At 71.4% G+C, this 20,137-nt stretch carries 21 protein-coding genes; 9 read left to right on the top strand and 12 right to left on the bottom strand.

The genetic code is table 11. From position 1 onward, the window contains the following. Positions 1-96: 96 nt before the first annotated feature. Entirely contained in the window at positions 97-360 is a 264-nt protein-coding gene (locus ACX9MN_RS00690; protein WP_489723512.1) for a DUF1674 domain-containing protein, read from the top strand. 19 nt (positions 361-379) lie between these two features. Here the strand turns inward: ACX9MN_RS00690 and ACX9MN_RS00695 are convergent, their stop codons facing one another. Beyond that, positions 380-1,390 (bottom strand): 2-keto-3-deoxygluconate permease, encoded by a 1,011-nt coding sequence (locus ACX9MN_RS00695; protein ID WP_056531165.1) that lies wholly within the window; start codon positions 1,388-1,390, stop codon positions 380-382. 239 nt (positions 1,391-1,629) lie between these two features. On the opposite strand from ACX9MN_RS00695, the gene ACX9MN_RS00700 reads away from it, so the two are divergent. After that, positions 1,630-1,938 (top strand): cupin domain-containing protein, encoded by a 309-nt coding sequence (locus tag ACX9MN_RS00700; protein ID WP_042669659.1) that lies wholly within the window; start codon positions 1,630-1,632, stop codon positions 1,936-1,938. A 12-nt stretch (positions 1,939-1,950) separates the two neighbouring features. Here ACX9MN_RS00700 and ACX9MN_RS00705 read toward each other — a convergent pair whose 3' ends face one another. Both ACX9MN_RS00705 and bluB read right to left on the bottom strand, forming a co-directional pair. Further along, on the bottom strand, positions 1,951-2,460 hold the full coding sequence (locus ACX9MN_RS00705) for a L,D-transpeptidase (protein WP_020095350.1): 510 nt from the start codon (positions 2,458-2,460) through the stop codon (positions 1,951-1,953). A 204-nt stretch (positions 2,461-2,664) separates the two neighbouring features. After that, positions 2,665-3,303: a 5,6-dimethylbenzimidazole synthase gene (bluB, locus tag ACX9MN_RS00710; protein WP_489723513.1), complete on the bottom strand. Its 639-nt coding sequence runs from the start codon at positions 3,301-3,303 to the stop codon at positions 2,665-2,667. A 345-nt stretch (positions 3,304-3,648) separates the two neighbouring features. Between bluB and ACX9MN_RS00715 the strand changes: the two genes are divergently transcribed. Then, complete coding sequence (locus ACX9MN_RS00715) at positions 3,649-4,023, top strand: DUF2794 domain-containing protein (protein ID WP_020095348.1); 375 nt, start codon at positions 3,649-3,651, stop codon at positions 4,021-4,023. 10 nt (positions 4,024-4,033) lie between these two features. Here the strand turns inward: ACX9MN_RS00715 and ACX9MN_RS00720 are convergent, their stop codons facing one another. From ACX9MN_RS00720 to ACX9MN_RS00730, 3 genes are all read right to left on the bottom strand, one after another. After that, positions 4,034-4,936: a dihydrodipicolinate synthase family protein gene (locus ACX9MN_RS00720; protein WP_489723514.1), complete on the bottom strand. Its 903-nt coding sequence runs from the start codon at positions 4,934-4,936 to the stop codon at positions 4,034-4,036. A 97-nt stretch (positions 4,937-5,033) separates the two neighbouring features. Continuing rightward, on the bottom strand, positions 5,034-5,804 hold the full coding sequence (locus tag ACX9MN_RS00725; RefSeq protein ID WP_020095346.1) for a Bax inhibitor-1/YccA family protein: 771 nt from the start codon (positions 5,802-5,804) through the stop codon (positions 5,034-5,036). Positions 5,805-6,229: 425 nt separating this feature from the next. Then, complete coding sequence (locus tag ACX9MN_RS00730; RefSeq protein ID WP_020095345.1) at positions 6,230-6,817, bottom strand: PAS domain-containing protein; 588 nt, start codon at positions 6,815-6,817, stop codon at positions 6,230-6,232. A 161-nt stretch (positions 6,818-6,978) separates the two neighbouring features. On the opposite strand from ACX9MN_RS00730, the gene ACX9MN_RS00735 reads away from it, so the two are divergent. After that, positions 6,979-7,302, top strand: coding sequence for a hypothetical protein (locus tag ACX9MN_RS00735; RefSeq protein ID WP_056531185.1), 324 nt, complete (start codon positions 6,979-6,981; stop codon positions 7,300-7,302). A 160-nt stretch (positions 7,303-7,462) separates the two neighbouring features. Here the strand turns inward: ACX9MN_RS00735 and ACX9MN_RS00740 are convergent, their stop codons facing one another. Both ACX9MN_RS00740 and ACX9MN_RS00745 read right to left on the bottom strand, forming a co-directional pair. After that, positions 7,463-10,039 (bottom strand): ABC transporter permease, encoded by a 2,577-nt coding sequence (locus ACX9MN_RS00740; protein WP_489723515.1) that lies wholly within the window; start codon positions 10,037-10,039, stop codon positions 7,463-7,465. Next, complete coding sequence (locus tag ACX9MN_RS00745) at positions 10,039-10,740, bottom strand: ABC transporter ATP-binding protein (RefSeq protein WP_376738864.1); 702 nt, start codon at positions 10,738-10,740, stop codon at positions 10,039-10,041. The genes ACX9MN_RS00740 and ACX9MN_RS00745 overlap by 1 nt, the downstream gene beginning before the upstream one ends. A 204-nt stretch (positions 10,741-10,944) precedes the next feature. Between ACX9MN_RS00745 and ACX9MN_RS00750 the strand changes: the two genes are divergently transcribed. Beyond that, positions 10,945-11,556, top strand: coding sequence for an arylesterase (locus ACX9MN_RS00750; RefSeq protein ID WP_132369352.1), 612 nt, complete (start codon positions 10,945-10,947; stop codon positions 11,554-11,556). Beyond that, positions 11,556-12,095, top strand: a complete 540-nt coding sequence (thpR, locus tag ACX9MN_RS00755; protein WP_132369351.1) for an RNA 2',3'-cyclic phosphodiesterase — start codon at positions 11,556-11,558, stop codon at positions 12,093-12,095. Before ACX9MN_RS00750 ends, thpR begins: the two co-directional genes overlap by 1 nt. Before the next feature lie 163 nt (positions 12,096-12,258). On the opposite strand, the gene coaA is transcribed toward thpR, so the two are convergent. The 3 genes from coaA to ACX9MN_RS00770 form a co-directional block, all read right to left on the bottom strand. Then, positions 12,259-13,248 carry a type I pantothenate kinase gene (coaA, locus tag ACX9MN_RS00760; protein ID WP_091683634.1) on the bottom strand — a complete coding sequence of 330 codons (990 nt, stop codon included), beginning with the start codon at positions 13,246-13,248 and terminating at the stop codon, positions 12,259-12,261. Further along, positions 13,245-13,568: a phosphoribosyl-ATP diphosphatase gene (locus ACX9MN_RS00765; protein WP_020095338.1), complete on the bottom strand. Its 324-nt coding sequence runs from the start codon at positions 13,566-13,568 to the stop codon at positions 13,245-13,247. The genes coaA and ACX9MN_RS00765 overlap by 4 nt, the downstream gene beginning before the upstream one ends. Before the next feature lie 142 nt (positions 13,569-13,710). After that, entirely contained in the window at positions 13,711-14,658 is a 948-nt protein-coding gene (locus ACX9MN_RS00770) for an aspartate carbamoyltransferase catalytic subunit (protein ID WP_489723516.1), read from the bottom strand. A 167-nt stretch (positions 14,659-14,825) separates the two neighbouring features. Here ACX9MN_RS00770 and ACX9MN_RS00775 point away from each other — a divergent pair, with 167 nt between their 5' ends. The 3 genes from ACX9MN_RS00775 to topA all read left to right on the top strand — a co-directional run bounded on the left by ACX9MN_RS00775 (position 14,826) and on the right by topA (position 19,630). Further along, on the top strand, positions 14,826-15,689 hold the full coding sequence (locus ACX9MN_RS00775) for a cytochrome b/b6 domain-containing protein (RefSeq protein WP_489723517.1): 864 nt from the start codon (positions 14,826-14,828) through the stop codon (positions 15,687-15,689). Beyond that, the gene (locus ACX9MN_RS00780) at positions 15,686-16,645 is read left to right on the top strand and encodes a molybdopterin-dependent oxidoreductase (RefSeq protein ID WP_042669666.1); all 960 of its coding nucleotides are present in this window, start codon (positions 15,686-15,688) and stop codon (positions 16,643-16,645) included. The genes ACX9MN_RS00775 and ACX9MN_RS00780 overlap by 4 nt, the downstream gene beginning before the upstream one ends. Before the next feature lie 300 nt (positions 16,646-16,945). Further along, positions 16,946-19,630 carry a type I DNA topoisomerase gene (gene topA, locus ACX9MN_RS00785; RefSeq protein WP_489723518.1) on the top strand — a complete coding sequence of 895 codons (2,685 nt, stop codon included), beginning with the start codon at positions 16,946-16,948 and terminating at the stop codon, positions 19,628-19,630. Between the two features lie 185 nt (positions 19,631-19,815). Here topA and ACX9MN_RS00790 read toward each other — a convergent pair whose 3' ends face one another. Next, entirely contained in the window at positions 19,816-20,004 is a 189-nt protein-coding gene (locus ACX9MN_RS00790; protein WP_132369347.1) for a hypothetical protein, read from the bottom strand. Between the last annotated feature and the right edge of the window lie 133 nt (positions 20,005-20,137).

The following is a 20,137-nucleotide window of genomic DNA, read 5'->3' on the forward strand; positions in this document are numbered from 1 at the left end:
CTGCGTTCCGCGTGTTGCGGCCTGTGTCCCGCGATGCCACTTCTGCTCCAGATCCGACGTCTTCCGGACCCACGCCCTCACACCCGAGCGAGCGCGATGCAAGAGCCGACCGCAAGAGACCTGCACCAACAGGACCCGCACCGACAGGACCCGGCCGAGGAGGCCGGAGACGGCGCCGCCCCGCCCCGCATCCTCAGCCCGGCGGCGCAGCGCGCCCTCGCCGAGGCCGCCGAGCGCCGCGCGGCGATCGACGCCCGGGCCGCCGAGATCAGCGCCAAGCCCGAGCGCCAGGGGCGCGGCGGTCTGGAGCCGGTCCGCTACGACGACTGGGAGGTGAAGGGCCTCGCGGTCGACTTCTGAGGGACCCGCCGCGGGGCGCCTACTCGGCCGGGACCGCCAGCGGCGCGCCGGCCTCTTCCTCGGCCCGGGCCTCGGCCACGCCAGCTCCGAAGCGCCGGTACCAGAGCCCGGTCAGGATCGGCACGAGGATCGAGGTGACGATGATGCAGATCGTCACCAGCACGGTGGCGGTCTGCGCCGAGGGGGCGAATTGCGGGGCGACGGCGGCGATCGCCAGCGGGTTGGCGGCCGCCGCCCCGGCGGTGGAGGAGGCGGCCAAGCCGGCCGTGCCCGTCCCGCCCCCGATCGCCCGGTCGGCCAGGATCAGCGGGATGCCGGTCAGGACGATCACCGCGAGCGCCAGCACGATGCCGAGCCCCGCGAGCGGCGAGAGCAGGTTGTTGAGGTCGACCGTGTTCCCCAGCGCGAAGGCGAAGAATGGGATCATCAGCTGGCCGCCGGGCGCGAACAGGGCCCGGAGCTTCGGGTCGAGGTTGCCGAGGGCGAAGCCGACCAGGAAGGGCAGCACCGCGCCCACGAAGATCTGCGGCTCGAAATGCGCCGCCCCGGAGGCGCCGAGGATGATCATGCTCATCAGCGGGCCGGACTCGATCGAGGTCAGGATGAAGGCGCCGGCCTCCTCGCGGCTGCCGTAGGTCTGCATCAGCGAGGCGTAGAGGCCGCCATTGGTCATATCCATGGCGCAGACGATCGCCAGGATCGACAGGCCGGCGAAGAAGCCGGTCTGGATGCCCTCGGGCGGGATGAACAGCCCGGCCACCAGCACGATCGCCCAGGCGGCGACGAGCTTGGTCGCCACCAGTGTGCCGGACTTGCGCAGCACCGTGCCGGTCGCCTTCAGGCTGACCGAGGCGCCCATGCAGAAGAACCAGACCGCCAGGATCGGGATCACGCCGGTCATGATCCCCTGCGTGAAGCCCTTGAAATAGGCCGGGGCGCCCGGCGCGAAGGTCTTGCACAGGGCCCCGAGCAGGAGCGGCATTAGCATCAGGCCGCCGGGAATCCTGTCGATCGCCGCCTTGATCTGCATGGCGCGTCCCTCCCGATCCGGGTCGTCCGCCGACGCGCCGGACCCGGGCGGGATCGCGGACGCCGCGCCGGCCCGCGCCTCTGTCGGGCGCCTCTCGGACCGGTGCGTCATCCTGTCGGGGCGCGGCGCGGGCCGTCAAGCGGCGCCCCGGCGCGGGGCTTGCCGAACGTGTCGCGCTGTCGGGCGCGGAACGTCGGACGCCGGGCCCCGTTGGCGAGGTTCACCGGAGGGAGGCGACGATGGCGACGACAGTATCGGCCCGGAGCGCGGCCGCGGGCCCGCACGGCGAGATCCACCTCGCCCGCGGCGAGCGGCTCGGCATGCGGATGTGGCGGGCCGAGGAGCCCAACGCCGACAAGCCGATGACCACCTCGGCGCACGAGACGGTCGGCTACGTCATCAGCGGCCGGGCCGAGCTCGTGCTGGAGGGCGAGACCGTGGCGCTCGCGCCGGGCGATTCCTACTGCGTGCCGGCCGGCGCGGCGCACACCTACCGGATCCTGGAGACCTTCACGGCCGTCGAGGCGACCGCCCCGCCGGCCGGGTGAGGCCCGCGGGCCTCAGTGGGTCATGTAGACCTGCGTGCCGACATCGACCCGCGCGTAGAGGTCGACCACGTCCTGATTGTACATCCGGATGCAGCCGTAGGACGCGTAGGTGCCCACCGAGTTCGGCCGGTTGGTGCCGTGGATGGCGTACTCGCCGCCCGCGAGCGTCATCGCCGCCGCCCCCATGGGATTGTGTGGCGAGCCGCCCGCGATGAGGTTCGGCAACCGCGGGTTGTCGCGCTTCACCTCCGCGGGGGGCGACCAGGCGGGGGCGACGTACTTGCCGTCGATCGGCTTGATGCCGAACCACTGCTTGCCGGGACGGCCCACAGCTACGGGATAGCGGATCGCCGTGCCGTCGCCGTTCACCAGGTAGAGCTTGCGCTGCGACACGCTGATCACCACCGAACCCGGCGCGACGCCGTTGGCGAAGGGGACGATCTCGCGCGCCTGCGCCGCCTGGAAACAACCGGCCAGCATCGCGCCGGCCAAACCGAATAGAGCCGCCACCCGACCCGACATCACCGCGATCCTCGCAAAGCTAGACTAGACGCGGGCAAGTAATCCCCGGCCGAGCTTACCGTTCCGAGAAAAGCTATGGTTGACGCGGGGTCATTCTGCGGATCCGCGGGGCACGGTAAAAGAGCAACCACGAACCAGAGTGTACGGGCCGTTGCCGCGCGGCGGGGCCGCCGCTCCGCGCGTCTCAGCTCGTCTCAGCGCGTCTCAGCGCTCGTGGAGTTCGCTCCCGCGCCGGTCCTCCGACTGCCAGCCGTGGCGCTCCAGCTCCGGGTCGAGATGCTCCTCCACCGGGTAGCCGACGCAGAGATAGGCCACGAGCCGCCACGTCTCCGGCACGGCCAGGATCGCCGTGACCGCCTCCGGCTCCAAGATCGAGACCCAGCCGACGCCGAGGCCGCGGGCCCGGGCGGCGAGCCAGAAACACTGCACCGCCCCCACGACCGAGTAGGCCAGGGTCTCCGGCATGCTGGCCCGGCCGAGGCCGAGGCCGGTCTCGGTGACCGCGTCGCAGAAGGCGGCCAGATGGACCGGCGCCTCCCGCAGGCCGGCGAGCTTCAGGCCGCGGTACTGCGCGGCCCGATCGGTCGCGTAGCCCGCGGCCGCGGCTTCGTTGCAGCCGGCGAAGTTCTCCGCGACCGCGCGGCGGCGTCCCGGATCCGCGACCCGCACGAAGCGCCAGGGCCGGCTGTTGCCGACCGAGGGGGCCCGGTGGGCCGCCGCGAGGCAGGCGCGCAGAGCGTCCTCGTCGACCGGATCCGTCCGGAAGCGGCGCACGTCGCGGCGCCACGCGAACAGCGCGTCGAGGTCGTGCAGGAAGGCGGCGTCGAAGGCGGGCGGGCCCATGGTGCGGCTGGCATAGCCGCAACCCCGGCCCGACGGGAAACGGAAAAAAGGCCGCCCGAGGGGCGGCCTGAAGTCTTGGGTCTCGAAACCTCGGAGTGCCGGATCCTGGGATCCCGAGCGGCGACCGATGGCTGGGGAGCTGGGTGTCGGTCGCCGACCGGGCAGAACCCGGCGAGGTTCGACGCCTGTTGTCGCGCCGCAACGCGGCCTGCAAAAGGCGTGAATCGGGCCAAACCGTGTTTTTTGTCGCTTGGGCGTGTCTCGCGGGACACGGCCAGCGCGACCCTTGCGGGTCGCGGCGGCGAGGCCCATCATCCGGCAAAGCATCGATGCACGGGAGCCGTGATGACCGAGAGGACGAGCGCCGGGTCGAGGCCCGACGAGGCGGCGGGCCATGTCATCCCCTTCCCCGCCCGCGCGGCCCCTCCGCAGATCGCCTTCAACCGGGACGAGCTCCGCACGATCTTCAACCTCTACGGGCGGCAGGTCGCCGCGGGCGAGTGGCGCGACTACGCCCTCGATTTCCGCCGCGACAAGGCGGTGTTCTCGATCTACCGGCGCTCCTCCGAGATGCCGCTCTACCGCATCGAGAAGGATCCCAAGCTCGCCCGGCGCCAGGGGGCCTACGCCGTCGTCGCCGCGAGCGGCCAGATCCTGAAGCGCGGTACCGAGCTCGCCCGGGTGATCGCCGTGCTGGAACCGGCACCGGCGGCGGTCTGACGGCGCCCGTTCAGGACAGGGACAGGCGCCGGACGGTCGCGGCGATCTCGGCCACCGCCTCCGGCGCCAGGGGCCGGATCGGCCGCGGCGGCTCGGCGCGGCACAGGCCCATGAGATCGGCCAGGGCGTAGATCACCCGCAGGCTGGAATGCGTCCGGAACAGCCTCCAGAGGGGCTCCAGCGCGGCGTTGAGGGCGCGGGCCCGCTCGGTCTCGCCCGCCGCCACGGCCCGGACGATCGCCAGGCAGGTCCGGGGAAACAGGCCGCCCGCCACGCTGAACCACGCCGCGCCGCCGGCGATCAGCGCCTCGGTGACGTTCCAGTCGCCGCTGAACCCGATGGGGAAGCCCGCCGGGACGGCCTCCCGCAGGGTCGCGATCCCGGCGGCGGCCCGCGCCGGCTCCGGTGCGGCGCACTTAGCGGCCACGATCCCGGGCTGGCGGGCGATCCGGCCGATCAGCGCCGGCGTGAAGTGGAAATGCGTGGTCGCGGGGTTGTCGTAGAGGACGAGGGGCAGGCCGCCCGCCTCCCCTACGGTCGCGAAATGCGCCTCGACCTCCGCCTCGGTGAGCGGCGTGTACGAGACGGGGGCGAGGAGCCCGGCATCCGCGCCGGCCGCCCGCGCGTCCTGCGCGAGGCGGACGGCCTCGTCGGTGCGCAGGGCGCCGATGCCGACGAGGAGCGGGACCCGTCCGGCCACGGCCTCGGCGGCGATCGCCACCGCCCGGCGCCGCTCCTCGCGGCTCAGGTACGCGTAGGTCCCGGTGCTGCCGAGGAGGCCGATCGAGTCGACCCCGGCGGCCGCCAGGGGCTCCAGCAACCGGCGCAGCGCTTCCGCGTCGACGCGGCCGTCTGCGTCGCTCGGGGTGATCGGGAAAGCGGAGAGGCCGGAGAGGTCGGAGAGCGCGGGCATGGCCCGAGCCTAGCGCATCCGCGCGCGGCGGCCAGGCAAAAAGAAACCCCGGCGGTGTCCCGCCGGGGTTCCCTCGTCCCGTCTTGTTCGGGCTGGCTTATCGGCGGTCGCCGATCAGGCTCAGCAGGAACTGGAACATGTTGATGAAGTCGAGATAGAGCGTCAGGGCGCCGTTCACCGACATCTTGGCCGCCATCTCGCCGTCGAAGCCGCCGTAGAGATACATCTCCTTGAGCTTCTGGGTGTCGTAGGCGGTCAGGCCCGCGAAGATCAGCACGCCCAGCACCGAGATGGCGAACTGGAGGGCCGACGAGGCGAAGAAGATGTTCACCAGCGACGCGAGGATGATGCCGATCAGGCCCATCATCAGGAACGAGCCCATGCCGGAGAGGCTGCGCCGGGTGGTGTAGCCCCACAGGCTGAGCGAGCCGAAGGCCGCCGCCGTGATGAAGAACACCTGCACCACGCTGCCCCCGGTGAACACCAGGAGGAGCGAGGACATCGAGGCGCCCATCACCGCCGCGAAGGCCCAGAACATCGTCCGGGCGGACGAGGCCGACATCCGGTCCATCCGCATGGAGAAGACGAAGATGAACGCCAGCGGGGCGAGCATCAGGACCCACTTCAGCGGGCTGAGGTAGAGAGTCTGACCGAACGGGGTCAGGATCGGGCGGGTGCCCTGGTAGGCCGCCACGGAGGCCATGTTCAGGCCGAGCGCGACGAGACCCGAGATGCCGAGCCCGACGATCATGTTGTTGTAGACGCCGAGCATGAAGGTGCGCAGGCCCTGATCGACCTCGACCTGGGTGCCGGCGTAGCCGGTCGGCTGCTGGGCGCCGTACCGGAAGGGGCTGTTCTCGAATGCCATGGGAGTTTCCTTGCGGAGGCTCTCTCAGCGTGGTGTTCGGTCGAGGCCCACGCAGGACCTCTGGCGCCGGACTGGCGCCTCAGTCGGGAATATGTTGCGCCCGAAGCCGCGACACAAGTCCCCGGCCACGGTTCCGGGGCCGCTTTTCCGTGTCCGGCGGATGTATTTTTGTCCATCTGGGCCGGGATTAAAATGCATTCCGCTCCGTCGTCGGGTTGTTCGACTGACGGTTGCCGCCGTCGAGGCGTTTCGATGCGCCCACGCGAAGTCTTAACGGCTTCCTTATGCCACGTGCGTCCGCATGCGCCCCGGTTTCTCCGGTCCGGACCGCCGAATCCCGGCGGGTTCGTGCCTGCACGGCGGGTCCGCAGCCTCGGAGATCCGCTCTCCGGCGCGCGGGATCTGGGCCGTCCGGGAGGGGCGGTTCAGTGCGTCATCCGGCGGGCCAGGGCGCGGCCCAGACCCAGCAGCATCAGGTCGGCGGCCGCCCGCACCTCCGCGGGCATGTCGTCGGTGAGCGTCTCTTTGAGCGCGACGGCGAGGTCGGCCGCCCGCTCCAGCGGGTCGCCGCCCGCCATGGGCCTGCCGACCACGTAGCGGTCGCCGCCGTCGCGGATCTCGGTGATGTCCATCAGGATGCCGTGCGAGCGCTGCGGCTCGCCGTCCTCGTTCCGATGGGTCCGCCCCCGGCTGAGGAGCCAGCGCACGGTGCCGTCCGCCTTGAACACGCGGTACTCGGCAAGGACCAGCCCGCTCGATCGGACGGCCCGGAGCATGTGGTCCATCAACCACGTCATGTCCTCGGGATGCACCGCGGCCAGAGCCATCGGCCCGTTGATCGGACGGTCGGCGAGGTCGGGATTGCCGGTCAGCAACCGGGCCGCGCCCGCGTCGTAGACGACCACGCCGCGGACGTGGTCCCACTCCCAGGCTCCCACAACGCACGAGGCTTCGAGAGCCGCCCGGAGACGGTCGGCGTTCTCCGCGTAGCCATCGATGACGTTGATGCGCATGGTGGACGGTCCCCCCGGGCCGCTCGAAGCTCGAATGTCTAGGTCCGTACCAATCTTCCGGCGAAATGACAAAGAGTTCACTTGCGAATACCCCTTCACCGGGGCACCTCTTGTCATGGTTGGGAAATTTTCCCCCGTCGCGAGTGATTCGAGGGGCCGCCATGGATGAGAACGGACTCGAATTCCTGCGGACGATTGCTGACCGGAAGGTGGAATCCTCCGCCGCGCGCGCGCTGAACAGGATTGCGCAGTCCCTCGATTTGCCGATCGAGGCGTTCTACGGTTCCGATCACTGCGGATCTGTGGACCGTCCGGCCATCGAGCGGGAGACGGAGCGGCTGCTGATGCTGGTCGGGGTCCACCTGCGCCGACTCGATCCTGCGGCGCGGAGGCGATTCGGTGAGGCGGTCCAAGCTCTGGTCGGCCCCGAACCGACCGAGGCATGCGCGCGCACCGCGGAGAATGCGGAGCGCGGCGACCCGTGAGCGCGGGGTCCGACGGTTGGAAGCCCCTCCCCCACGGACCGAGGGCTTCGATATCCCGCCGGACCGTCTCCGGCCGGGCGCGGTCCGCCGCTCTCGACGGCCTCGATCGCGGCCTCTGCCGGGGCTGAACCGGATACGGAGCCTGCGGGATCGGCCTCCGTCAGGCCTGCCGGAGATACGGCGCCGGCTTCTGCCCCAGGATCCGCCACGTACCGACGAGCCCGAGGAGGATCGCCAGCGCCACCGCGGCCACGGCCGCGACCAGCGCGCCCGACAGGTCGAGGCGGAAGTCGAGGTGCATGACCTTGGCGACGATCACCCAGCCGGCGAGCGTCCCGGCGAGGAGGCCGAACAGCGCCGTGGCGAGCCCCAGCGCGGCGTATTCGAGGGCGTAGGCGGTCAGCAGCCGCGCCCGGCTCGCGCCCAGCACCTTGAGCACGACGGCGTCGTAGAGCCGCGCCCGGTGCCCGGCCGCGATGGCGCCGGCCAGCACGAACAGGCTCGCCAGCACCGCCACGGCGCTCGCCCCCCGGATCGCCAGGACCAGCCGGCCGACGAGGTCGCCGATGGCGTCCAGGGCGTCCTTCACCCGCACGGCGCTCACCGACGGGAAGGTCTTGGCGACGTCGCGCAGGATGCGGTTCTCGGCGGAAGCGTCGGTGCCGCCGGGCAGGGTCAGCGTCGCGAGGTCGGAATGCGGCGCGCCCCGGAAGGTGCCCGGCGAGAACACCATCACGAAGTTGATGCCGAGGTTGCGCCACTCCACCCGGCGCAGGTTGAAGATCGTCGCGGTGAGGTCGCGCCCGAGCACGTTCACCGTCACGGTGTCGCCGAGCTTCAGGCCGAGCTGGCGGGCGAGGTCGGCCTCGAAGGAGACCAGCGGCTTCGCGCCCTGCTCCGGGCTCCACCACGCGCCCTCGGTGAGGCTGGAGCCGTCCGGCACCGTGTCGGCGTAGGTGATGCCCCGGTCGCCGTCGAGCACCCAGGCGGCGTCTTCCGGGGGGCGGATCTTGCTCGCCGGCACGCCGTTCAGGGCGACGATCCGGCCGCGCATCATCGGCACGTCCTCGATCTTTCCGCTCGGGGCCGAGCGCGCCAGGAACTCGCGGAACTGGGCGGCGTCCCGCGAGGGAATGTCCAGGAAGAAGAGGTTCGGCGCCCGGGCCGGCAGGGTCGCGCTGATCGTGCGGCGGACATTGGCGTCGATCAGGCTGAGCGTCACGAGGAGCGTCACGCCGAGGCCGAGCGACAGGACGATGGCGGGCGTCAGGGCGCCGGGCCGGTGCAGGTTGGCGAGCGCCATCCGGGGCGCCGGCCAGCGCGGGTGCGGCAGGCGGCGGGCGAGCGCCATCAGGCCGAGCGCCACCAGATGCAGCAGGCCGAACGCGATGGCGGCCGCCGCGATGAAGATCAGCGCGACGCGCCGGTCGAAGGCGGTCGCCACCGACAGGCCGACCAGGGCCGCGAGGCTGACGGCGAGCCAGATCCGGTAGCGCCAGCGCGGGCTGACGCGGGCCGGGTCGACCGTGTCGCGGAACAGCCCGGAGACCGGCACGTCGTGGGCGCGGCCGAGCGGCGTGATCGCGAACGCGAAGGCCGTGATCAGACCGTAGGCGGCCGCGAGCGCCAGCTCCCCGGGGGCGAGCGTCGGGTTCAGCGGCAGCGGCAGGTCGGCCGAGAACAGGGCGTCGAGGAGGAAGGGCAGGCTCGCGCCGATCGCGAGGCCGATCAGGGTGCCGAGGCCGGCGATCAGCATCACCTGCGTCAGGTACAGGGCGACCACCTGCGAGCCCGGCGCGCCGACGCTCTTGAGCGTCGCGATCGAGGGCCGCTTGCGCTCCACGAAGGCGTGGACGGCGTTGCCGACCCCGACGCCGCCGACGATCAGCGCGGTGAGTCCCACCAGGGTCAGGAACTGCGTGAAGCGCTCGATGCTCTTGGCGAAGCGCGGGTCGGCGTTGGTGCGCGAGCGGATCTCCCAGCCGGCCTCGGGGGTGGCGGCGCGGATCCGGGCCTGCGCCGCGTCGAGGTCGGCGTCCGGCGTGCCGGGCGGCAGGACGAGGCGGTAGCTCCAGCGGTTGAGGCTGCCGGGCTGGACGAGGCCGGTGGCGCGGAGCGTCGGCTCGGAGACCATCAGCCGCGGCCCGAAGCCGATGCCGCCGGCGATCTTGTCGGGCTCGGACAGGATGGTGCCGCGGATCGCCACGTCGTGCCCGGCGAGCGCGATCCGGTCGCCGACCTTGACGTCGAGGCGGGTGAGCAGGGCCGGGTCGGCGAGCGCCCCCGGCACCCCGTCGCGCTCCGCCAGCAGGTCGGCGAGGCGGCCCGGCGGGTCGGTCGCGAGGTCGCCGGCGGCCGGATAGGTGGCGGGGTCGACGGCCTTCAGCTCGACCAGGGCCGCGTCGCCGCTGCCCGCCACCGCCATGGCCCGCAGGGAGGCGACGATGTCGAGGCGGCCTTCGCCCGCCAGTGCCTGCCTCTCCGCGTCGGTCGCCTCGCGGTTGATGAGGTTGAAGGCGAGGTCGCCGCCGAGGATGCGCCGGCCTTCCCGGCCCAGCCCGTCGGACAGCGAGCGCGAGATCGACGCCACGCCCGCGATGGCCATGACGCCCAGCGCGATGCAGGCGAGGAACACCGCGAAGCCGTCGAGCCCGGCCCGCAACTCGCGCAGCGCGAGGCGCAGGGTGAGCGGGATCCGGCGGGGCGCGGGGTCGGGGCGGGTGATCGTGCCGTGCATCAGGCGGTCACCGCCTCCTCGATCCGCCCCGAGCGCAGGCGCACGGTGCGGTCGCACAGGCGAGCGAGGCCGTTGTCGTGGGTGACGAGGACCAGTGTCGCGCCGCGGTCCCGTTTCAGCCGGAACAGCAGGTCGACGATCTGGCGGCCGGTGGCCTCGTCGAGGTTGCCGGTGGGCTCGTCGGCGACCAGGATCGCGGGGTCGGGGGCGACCGCCCGGGCGATGGCGACGCGCTGCTGCTCGCCGCCGGAGAGCTGCGCCGGGTAATGGTGCAGCCGGTGCCCGAGGCCGACCGCCTCCAGCTCGGCGCGGGCCCGCTCCAGGGCGCCGGGCCGGTCGGCGAGTTCGAGCGGAAGGGCCACGTTCTCGAGCGCCGTCATGGTCGGCACGAGGTGGAAGGCCTGGAACACGATGCCGATCCGGCGCCCGCGGAACCGCGCCAGCGCGTCCTCGTCGAGGCGGACGAGGTCGGTGTCCTCGATGACGACGCCGCCGGAATCGGGCCGCTCCAGCCCGGCCATCACCATCAGCAGCGTCGACTTGCCGGAGCCGGACGGGCCGACGAGGCCGACCGCCTCGCCGCGGTCGACATTCAGCGAGATGCCGCGCAGGACGTGGACGCGGGCGGCGCCGCGGCCGAGGCTGAGATCGATGTCCGACAGCGCGATCGCGGGCTCGCGCAGCACCTTGCCTTGGCTCACCGGTGAGCCGATCTGTGGGCGATGACGAGCATGGCGCGCGAGGTCCTCACGTGGGGTCGATCCCTTCGGCTTCGATCTTGGCTCTACGGGCCGCGGGTGCACCGCGATATGGGTTCGGCATTGGGGCCGCGCCATGACGCGCGCGCTGTGTTCCGGCGCACGGCCCTGTATGCCGCAGCGCTAGCGCTCCTGATGGTCCCTTTCATGACAGCCGTCGCGCCGGGAGCGCGGGCCGCGCCCGGCGAGCCGGTCAAGCTCGTCGCCCTCGGCGACAGCCTGACCGCGGGCTACAAACTCCCGGCCGACGCCGCCTTCCCGACCGTGCTGGAGCGCCTGCTCAAGGCCAGGGGCGCGGACGTGACGGTCGCCAATGCCGGCGTCTCCGGCGACACCGCCACGGGCGGCCTCGACCGGGTCGACTGGTCGGTCCCGGACGGGACCGCGGGCGTGATCCTGGAACTCGGTGCCAACGACATGCTGCGCGGCACCGACCCGAAGGTCACCGAGGGCGCGCTCTCGGCGATCATCGAGCGGCTGACGGCGCGGGGCATCCCGGTCCTGCTCGCCGGCATGCAGGCCGCGCCCAATCTCGGACCCGACTACAAGGCCCGGTTCGACGCGATCTACCCGGCGCTCGCCAAGCGCTACGGCCTGACCCTCTACCCGTTCTTCCTCGACGGGATCATCGGCGACCGGGCGCAGCACCTCGACGACATGATCCACCCGAACCGGCAGGGCGTGGAGACCATCGCTTCCCGCATGCTGCCGACGGTGGAGGGTTTCCTGGGGAGTCTCCGGCAGGGGGCGTCGCGGTAGTGCCGCGCCTGTTCACCGGCCTCGCCGTGCCGCCCGCGATCGCCGACGCGCTCAGGGCCTGGCAGGGCGGCCTGCCCGGGGCCCGCTGGATCGAGCCCGGCGACTTCCACGTGACCCTGCGGTTCATCGGCGACGTCGACGCGACCACGGCCGACGACGTGGTGGAGGCGCTGTCCGAGATGCGGGCCCGCCCGGCCCTGACGGTGACGCTCGACGGCCTCGGCATCTTCGGCGGCGACAGGCCGCGGGCGCTCTACGCCTCGGTGGTGCCGGAGGCGGAGCTGACGGATCTCCAGGCCGAGCAGGAGCGGCTCGTGCGCCGGGCCGGGGTCGAGCCGGAGCGGCGGAAATTCACCCCGCACGTGACCCTGGCGCGCCTCCGGCGCGACGTCACGCCGGAGGCGGCGGCGATGTACCTGTCGCAGGCACCGGTCTTCGCGCCGCTGACTTACACGTCGGACCGGGTGACGCTGTTCTCGGCGCGGGACTCGACCGGCGGCGGTCCGTACGTGGCGGAGGCGGAGTTCCCGTTCGTGTGATGCGCCTAGGCTCGGTCGTTCACGTCCTTGCGAGCGAAGCGAAGCAATCCAGAGTCGGCGACATCGCCCCGAACGTCGCGCTGCCCTGGGTCACTTCGCGTCGCTCGTGATGACGGAGGTTCGGTCTTCATGCGGGCCGATCGCGCGATCGGCCCGAACCGGCCTACAGCCGCCGCAGCGCCACGCTCTCGATCCGGTGGCTCGCGCCCTTGGTGAGGATCAGGCTCGCCCGCTGGCGGGTCGGCACGATGTTCTCGCGCAGGTTCGGCAGGTTGATCGTCGTCCAGAGCCGGTCGGCGATGTCGAGGGCCTCGGTCTCGGCGATCTCGGCGTATTTCCGGAAGTACGAGCGCGGGTCGCGGAACGCCGTCTGCCGCAGCTTCATGAAGCGCGTGACGTACCAGCGGTGCAGGTCGTCCTCGTGGCCGTCGAGATAGATCGAGAAGTCGAAGAAGTCGGACACGAACGGGATCGCGGTCCCGTCCCGCGGCAGCCGCGCCGGCTGGAGCACGTTCAGGCCCTCGACGATCAGGATGTCGGGGCTCTCCACCACCCGCTCCTCCCCGGGCACCCGGTCGTAGACGAGGTGCGAGTAGAGCGGCGCGGTGACGCGCTTGTGGCCGGCCTTCACGTCGTGGAGGAAGCGCAGCAGCGCGGCGGTGTCGTAGCTCTCCGGGAAACCCTTGCGCTCCATCAGCCCGTTGGCGGCGAGTTCGGCGTTGGGCAGCAGGAACCCGTCGGTGGTGACGAGGTCGACCTTGGGGGTGTTGGGCCAGCGCGCCAGCAGGGCGGTCAGGATGCGGGCGGTCGTGGACTTGCCCACCGCCACCGACCCGGCGAGTCCGATGATGTAGGGCGCCTTGGTCTCGCGCTCGGCCAGCAGGAAGCGCTGCGTCGCCTTGAACAGGCCCTGCGTCGCCGCGACGTACAGGGCGAGCAGACGGGACAGCGGCAGGTAGATCGCCACCACCTCCTCGACCGAGATCGGGTCGTTGATCGATTGCAGCCGCTCCAGGTCTTCCTGGTTGAGGGTGAGCGGCGTGTCGGCGCGCAGCTGCGCCCATTCCTCGCGGCTGAAGCGGCGATACGGCGAGAGCCGGTCGGACGCTTCGAGGATCGCCTCGACCGAGCCCGGCAGCGCGGCCGCGTTCACGCGTGGCGCCTCGCGGCCTTCTCGGCGATGCCGCTCTGGGCCGTGCGACGCTCCAGCTCCGCCATCACGGCATCGAGCTCGACCCCGCCCGCCCGGAGCAGCACGACGAGGTGGTAGAGCACGTCGGCGGCCTCGTTCCGCAGGCCGGTCTTGTCGCCCTGCACGGCCGCGATCGCCGCCTCCACCGCCTCCTCGCCGAGCTTCTTGGCCGCCTTGGCGGGGCCCTCGGACAGGAGCTTGGCCGTGTAGGAGGTGGCCGGATCGGTCCCGGCACGGCTCGCCACGAGGGCGGCGAGGTCGGCGAGCGTGTAGGCGGTCATGAAGCGATCTGCATGTTGCGACGGCCCCTTATACAGATCAGGACCGGATTTCGGCAGGAAACTGCGCCACGGCCGCTCGGCGGGCAAGCGGAGCGGGTGAAGGCCGCCCGGCTTTGTCTGGGGATCACCCGTTGTCTTGGGTTCACCCGTTCGGCAGGTGCCGCGCCAGCGCCTCCAGCACGGCCATGCGGACGGCGACGCCCATCTCGACCTGCTCGCGGATCAGCGATTGCGCCCCGTCGGCGATCTCGGAGGAGATCTCGACGCCGCGGTTCATCGGCCCCGGATGCATCACGAGCGCGTCGGGCTTGGCGAGCGCCAGCTTCTCGCCGTCGAGGCCGAAGTATCGGAAATACTCCTTCACGGACGGGACGAACGAGCCGTTCATGCGCTCCCGCTGGAGGCGCAGCATCATCACGATGTCGCAGCCGACGAGGCCTTTGCGCATGTCCGTGAAGGTCTCGACGCCGAAGCGCTCGATGCCGGCGGGCAGCAGCGTCGAGGGCGCGATCAGGCGGACCCGCGCGCCCATCGCCTGCAGCAGGATGATGTTGGAGCGCGCCACCCGCGAGTGCAGGACGTCGCCGCAGATCGCCACCTGCAGGCCCTCGATCCGGCCCTTGTTGCGGCGGATCGTGAGCGCGTCGAGGAGCGCCTGGGTCGGGTGCTCGTGGGCGCCGTCGCCGGCATTGACCACCGCGCAATCGACCTTGCGGGCGAGCAGGTGCACCGCGCCGGCCGATTCGTGGCGGACCACGATGATGTCGGGCCGCATGGCGTTGAGCGTCGCGGCGGTGTCGATCAGGGTCTCGCCCTTCTTCACCGAGGACGAGGCCACCGACATGTTCATCACGTCGGCGCCGAGCCGCTTGCCGGCGAGCTCGAAGGAGGATTGCGTCCGCGTCGAGGGCTCGAAGAACAGGTTGATCTGCGTGCGGCCCCGCAGGGTCGTGCGCTTCTTCTCCACCTGCCGCGAGATGTCGACGGCGGATTCGGCGGCGTCGAGCAGCACCTCGATGTCGGGCCGGGTCAGGCCCTCGATGCCGAGGAGGTACCGGTGCGGGAAGGCCGGGGTCGGAGGCGTCGTCATGATGAGGCCTGGGTGTAGGTGCGGCGCGCCCGGGGGGCAAGGCGAGGCGTCGCCTGCGGCCTTTTTTCCGGCGGATGGTAACCGAACGACCCTGCGCCACGTATCCGCCCGAACGGTCGGGATTCGTACGCTCCCGACCCCGCGCTGCTTGCCCGGGATCCAGACGCTTGGCCGCCTCCCTTGCCCTCGAAGCCCCCGAGACCGTCGACCGGCAGGGCCGCCGCTGGTTCTACCGCCACCCGCTGGTCATCCGGCTGGCGCACTGGATCAACGCCGCGGTGCTGCTGGTGCTGCTGATGAGCGGCCTGCAGATCTTCAACGCCCACCCGGCGCTCTACTGGGGTTCGGTCTCGACCTTCGACAATCCGTCGCTCGCCATCACCAGCGAGCCCGGCCGCGACGGCACGACCCGCGGCGTCGTGACGGTCGGTTCCCACACCCTCGACACGACCGGCGTGCTCGGCCTGTCGAGGGAGGGCGGCACCGAGGTGGAGCGCGCCTTCCCGTCCTGGGCGACGCTGCCGGCCAACCAGGACCTCGCCACCGGGCGGCGCTGGCATTTCCTGTTCGCGTGGCTGCTGGTGATCAACGGGGCGGTCTACCTGCTCTACGGCCTGGTCTCGGGCCAGCTCCGCCGCCGCCTGATCCCGGACGGCGACCAGATCCGCGACTTCGGCGGCTCCGTGAAGGAGCACCTGCTCCTGCGCTTCCCCGAGGGCACCGAGGCCAAGCGCTACAACGTCATCCAGAAGCTCACCTACCTCGTCCTCGTGCTCGGCCTGCTGCCCGCGATGGTGCTCGCCGGCCTCGCCATGTCGCCCGGGATGGACGCCGCGTGGCCCTGGCTGACCGAGCTGTTCGGCGGCCGGCAATCGGCGCGCAGCGTTCACTTCATCGCCGCCGGCCTCATCGTGCTGTTCGTGGTGGTCCACGTGCTGCTCGTGGTCGTGTCCGGGCTCGTCAACAACATGCGCGGCATGATCACCGGCTGGTTCAGCCTCGGCCGTCCCGAGAAGGAACCCGCCCGATGATCCTCCACCGCCGCAAGCTCCTCACCGCGGGCGCCGGCCTGATGGGCACCGCGCTGCTGGCCGGCTGCGACAAGTTCGCCGGGACCGAGACGGGGCAGCGCACCCTCAAGGTCGGCGAGGACGCCAACGAATACGTCCAGCGCCTGCTGATGTCGCCGACGACCCTGGCCCGGGAATTCCCGGCCTCGATGATCTCGCCCTGGTTCAAGCCGAACGGCACGATCGACCCGCCGGACCGCGCCTACCGGGCGCTGGCGGCGCGGAACTTCTCGGACTTCAAGCTCTCCGTCGACGGGCTGGTCCAGACCCCGCTGTCGCTGAGCCTCGCGGACCTGCGCGCCCTGCCGTCGCGCACCCAGATCACCCGGCACGATTGCGTGGAGGGCTGGAGCTGCATCGGGCAATGGGGCGGCGTGCCGCTCGCCGAGGTGCTCAAGAAGGCCGGGCTGAAGCCGCAGGCGCGCTACGCGGTGTTCCACTGCGCCGACACGCTGGAGTTCGAGGCCGGTCCCAAGGGCGGTGGCAGAGGGCGCAACCAGGGCGCGTCCCTCTGGCGCCCGAGCCATCCGGGCGCGGTGCGCGACGCTTACGTGCAGCTCGCCGCCGCCGACGATTGGGGCGGCCCGGCCACCGCCACCGACGCGCCCAAGGACGATTGGGGCCAGGGCAGCCCGGCCCCGGAGCCCGAGCCGGCGGGGATCCCGATCCGCTACTACGAGAGCATCGACCTCTACGACGCCTTCAACCCGCAGACGATCCTGGCCTACGACCTCAACGGCAAGCCGCTGCCGGTCTCGAACGGCGCGCCCCTGCGGCTGCGGGTCGAGCGCCAGCTCGGCTACAAGCAGGCCAAGTACGTGATGCGGGTCGAGATGGTGGAGTCGCTCGCCGGGATCGGCCAGGGCAGCGGCGGCTACTGGGAAGACCGCGGCTACGAGTGGTACGCGGGGATCTGAGGCGACTGACGGGATTTTGAGCTGCTGACGCGGCAAGTTCCGTGCTGGAGCCCGGGCCGCGTTTCATCCTGCATGGCCTCTTCCCCGGACAGGTGGAGCGACGCGGAACCTGATCAGGACCCGGCCCGAAAAGTGCCGCGCAGTGGCTCCCCCGAACAACCTCGCGATTTGACAACCCGCCGCCCGTGACCCACTTGTGCCCGGCGCGCGGCCCCGGCCCGACGGCGGGCATACGTCCCACGCGAATCTCGAACAGAATTCGTCCGTCGCGCCCAGGCTCCGTCAGGGGCAGAGGTCTGAATGAAAGTCGTCGTCGTCGAGTCGCCGGCCAAAGCCAAGACGATCAATAAGTATCTCGGCCGCGACTATGAAGTCATCGCCTCCTTCGGGCATATCCGCGACCTGCCGCCCAAGGACGGCTCGGTGGATCCCGAGCAGGACTTCCACATGGTCTGGGAGCTGGCCGACCGCGGGGCGAGCCGGGTCTCGGAGATCGCCAAGGCGGTCAAGGGCGCCGACAAGCTGATCCTCGCCACCGACCCGGATCGCGAGGGCGAGGCGATCTCCTGGCACGTGCTGGAGGCGCTCACCGCCCGCAAGGCGCTCAAGGGCATCCCGGTCGAGCGCGTGACCTTCAACGCCATCACCAAGGCGTCGGTCGAGCAGGCGATGCGCAAGCCGCGGGAGATCGACCAGGCGCTGGTCGACGCCTACCTGGCGCGCCGGGCGCTCGATTACCTCGTCGGCTTCAACCTCTCGCCGGTCCTGTGGCGCAAGCTGCCGGGCGCCCGCTCGGCCGGGCGCGTCCAGTCCGTGGCGCTCCGGCTCGTGGTCGAGCGCGAGATGGAGATCGAGCGGTTCAAGCCGCGCGAGTACTGGACGCTCATCGCGACGCTGACGACCGCCGACGGCGCGACCTTCGAGGCCCGCCTCGTCGGCGCCGACGGCAAGCGGATCCAGCGCCTCGACGTCGGCACGGGCGAGGAGGCGGCCGCCTTCAAGCGCGACCTGGAACTCGCGACCTTCCAGGTGGCGAGCGTCGAGGCGAAGCCCGCCAAGCGCCACCCGCAGCCGCCCTTCACCACCTCGACCCTCCAGCAGGAGGCCTCCCGCAAGCTCGGGATGGCGCCGGCCCAGACCATGCGGGTCGCCCAGCGGCTCTACGAGGGCGTCGATATCGGCGGCGAGACGGTCGGCATCATCACCTACATGCGGACCGACGGCGTCGACATGGCGCCGGAGGCAATCCAGGACGCCCGCCGGGTGATCGGCAAGGAGTTCGGCGACCGCTACGTGCCGGACGTTCCGCGCAAGTACAGCGTCAAGGCCAAGAACGCCCAGGAGGCCCACGAGGCGGTGCGCCCCACCGACATGGGCCGCCTGCCCAAGACGGTGGCGCGCCACCTCGAGCCCGAGCAGGCCCGGCTCTACGAGCTGATCTGGACCCGCACCATGGCCAGCCAGATGGAATCGGCCGAGCTGGAGCGGACCACCGTCGACGTCACCGCCAAGGTCGGACCGCGGACCATCGACCTGCGCGCCACCGGCCAGGTGGTGAAGTTCGACGGCTTCCTGACCCTCTACCAAGAGGGCAAGGACGACGAGGAGGACGAGGAGAGCCGCCGCCTGCCGCCCATGAAGGCCGGCGACCCGCTCGCCCGCGAGCGGATCAGCTCGACCCAGCACTTCACCGAGCCGCCGCCGCGCTACTCCGAGGCGAGCCTCGTGAAGCGCATGGAGGAGCTCGGCATCGGCCGCCCGTCGACCTATGCCGCGGTTCTCCAGACCTTGCGGGATCGCGAATACGTCAAGATCGAGAAGAAGCGGCTGCAGCCGGAGGACAAGGGGCGGCTCGTCACGGGCTTCCTCGAGAGCTTCTTCCGGCGCTACGTCGAGTACGACTTCACCGCCGGCCTCGAGGAGCAGCTCGACCGGGTCTCCAACGCCGAGATCGACTGGCGGGCGGTGCTGCGCGACTTCTGGCGCGACTTCTCGGCGGCGATCGGTGAGACCAAGGAGCTGCGCGTCGCCGACGTTCTGGAGGCGCTGAACGGCCTCCTCGGGCCGCACATCTTCCCCGACAAGGGCGACGGCTCGAACCCGCGCACCTGCCCGACCTGCGGCTCGGGCCAGCTGTCGCTGAAGCTCGGCAAGTTCGGCGCGTTCATCGGCTGCTCGAACTACCCGGAGTGCAAGTACACCCGGCAGCTCTCGGCCTCGGGCGTCGACGGCGACGGTGACGGCTCCTCGGCCGAGGGCGGCCAGCCGGGCGTGCGCGTGCTGGGCGACGATCCCGCGACCGGCCTGCCGGTGACGCTGCGCGACGGCCGGTTCGGGCCGTTCCTCCAGCTCGGCGAGGCCTCCGCCGAGAAGGGCGCCGAGAAGCCGAAGCGCTCGTCGCTGCCCAAGGGGCTCAGCCCCTCGGACGTGGATCTCAACAAGGCGCTGGCCCTGCTGGCGCTGCCGCGCGAGGTGGCCCGCCACCCCGAGACCGGCGAGCCGATCCTGGCCAATCTCGGCCGGTTCGGACCCTACGTGCAGCACGGGAAGACCTACGCCAATCTCGGCAAGGACGACGACGTGCTGGAGATCGGGGCTAACCGCGCCATCGACCTGATCGTCGCCAAGGAGCAGGGCGGCGGCCGCGGCCGCCCGGCCGCCGATCCCGGCCGGCCGCTCGGCAAGGACGAGGCCAGCGGCCGCGATCTCGTGGTCAAGGCCGGCAAGTACGGGCCCTACGTCACGGACGGCGAGGTCAACGCCACGCTGCCGAAGACGATGAGCGCCGAGGCGCTGACGCTGGAGGAGGCAGTCGCCCTGGTGAGCGCCAAGCGCGCCGCGGGCGGCGGCAAGCCGGCGAAGCGCGGGGCGGTCCGGAAGGGGTCGGCACGGGCCGCGGGCGGCGACAAGCCGGCGGCTAAGAAGACCGCCGCGAAGAAGCCTGCGGCCAAGAAGGCGGCGGCGAAGACGTCGAGCGCGGGCTGAAGCGTTCGTGGACGAGGCTGAGGCGGGCCGGCAAGCCCGCCCGTCCTTGCGAGCGGAGCGAAGCAATCCAGTGCAGCGCGAGGCGTTCGAACGTGGCGCCGGCTAGGTTGCTTCGCTCCGCTCGCAAGGACGTGGCAGAGGCAGCGTTGCCGCCCCTCACCGCGGGTTGCGGTCAGCGATCGGGTTCAGACCAGGTAGGTGATCGTCGCCGCCACGGCCGTCGCGAAGGTCGCGAGCGCGAGGGTGGTGGAGTTCATCAGCGCCCGCCCGGCCGGCACCGCGGCCGCGTCATCGTCGCAGCCGAAGGCGGCGCCGGCCGCGTGCTCGAAGCGGATCAACGTGAGGCGGCGGGCCTCGATCGCGGCGTCGCTCATGGACTGCGGCTCCCTGACCACGGTCAAGATTTATCTCCGCCACCAACGTCGATCGTCCCGTTCTGTTCCGGGCGTCGCCTGTGGAAGCCGGGCATGCGGATCACGAGAAAGCCTTAACCCATTGTTGTGCAAC

Source organism: Methylobacterium sp. 1A (assembly GCF_058072805.1).

Coding starts and splice junctions, on each gene's coding strand:
- ACX9MN_RS00735 (WP_056531185.1), top strand. CDS start 6,979: ATGGATGAGAACGGACTCGAATTCCTGCGGACGATTGCTGACCGGAAG.
- ACX9MN_RS00695 (WP_056531165.1), bottom strand. CDS start 1,390: ATGCAGATCAAGGCGGCGATCGACAGGATTCCCGGCGGCCTGATGCTA.
- ACX9MN_RS00725 (WP_020095346.1), bottom strand. CDS start 5,804: ATGGCATTCGAGAACAGCCCCTTCCGGTACGGCGCCCAGCAGCCGACC.
- ACX9MN_RS00790 (WP_132369347.1), bottom strand. CDS start 20,004: ATGAGCGACGCCGCGATCGAGGCCCGCCGCCTCACGTTGATCCGCTTC.
- ACX9MN_RS00780 (WP_042669666.1), top strand. CDS start 15,686: ATGATCCTCCACCGCCGCAAGCTCCTCACCGCGGGCGCCGGCCTGATG.
- ACX9MN_RS00700 (WP_042669659.1), top strand. CDS start 1,630: ATGGCGACGACAGTATCGGCCCGGAGCGCGGCCGCGGGCCCGCACGGC.
- ACX9MN_RS00750 (WP_132369352.1), top strand. CDS start 10,945: ATGACAGCCGTCGCGCCGGGAGCGCGGGCCGCGCCCGGCGAGCCGGTC.
- ACX9MN_RS00770 (WP_489723516.1), bottom strand. CDS start 14,658: ATGACGACGCCTCCGACCCCGGCCTTCCCGCACCGGTACCTCCTCGGC.
- ACX9MN_RS00765 (WP_020095338.1), bottom strand. CDS start 13,568: ATGACCGCCTACACGCTCGCCGACCTCGCCGCCCTCGTGGCGAGCCGT.
- ACX9MN_RS00730 (WP_020095345.1), bottom strand. CDS start 6,817: ATGCGCATCAACGTCATCGATGGCTACGCGGAGAACGCCGACCGTCTC.
- ACX9MN_RS00715 (WP_020095348.1), top strand. CDS start 3,649: ATGACCGAGAGGACGAGCGCCGGGTCGAGGCCCGACGAGGCGGCGGGC.
- ACX9MN_RS00690 (WP_489723512.1), top strand. CDS start 97: ATGCAAGAGCCGACCGCAAGAGACCTGCACCAACAGGACCCGCACCGA.
- bluB (WP_489723513.1), bottom strand. CDS start 3,303: ATGGGCCCGCCCGCCTTCGACGCCGCCTTCCTGCACGACCTCGACGCG.
- ACX9MN_RS00720 (WP_489723514.1), bottom strand. CDS start 4,936: ATGCCCGCGCTCTCCGACCTCTCCGGCCTCTCCGCTTTCCCGATCACC.
- ACX9MN_RS00705 (WP_020095350.1), bottom strand. CDS start 2,460: ATGTCGGGTCGGGTGGCGGCTCTATTCGGTTTGGCCGGCGCGATGCTG.
- ACX9MN_RS00740 (WP_489723515.1), bottom strand. CDS start 10,039: ATGCACGGCACGATCACCCGCCCCGACCCCGCGCCCCGCCGGATCCCG.
- topA (WP_489723518.1), top strand. CDS start 16,946: ATGAAAGTCGTCGTCGTCGAGTCGCCGGCCAAAGCCAAGACGATCAAT.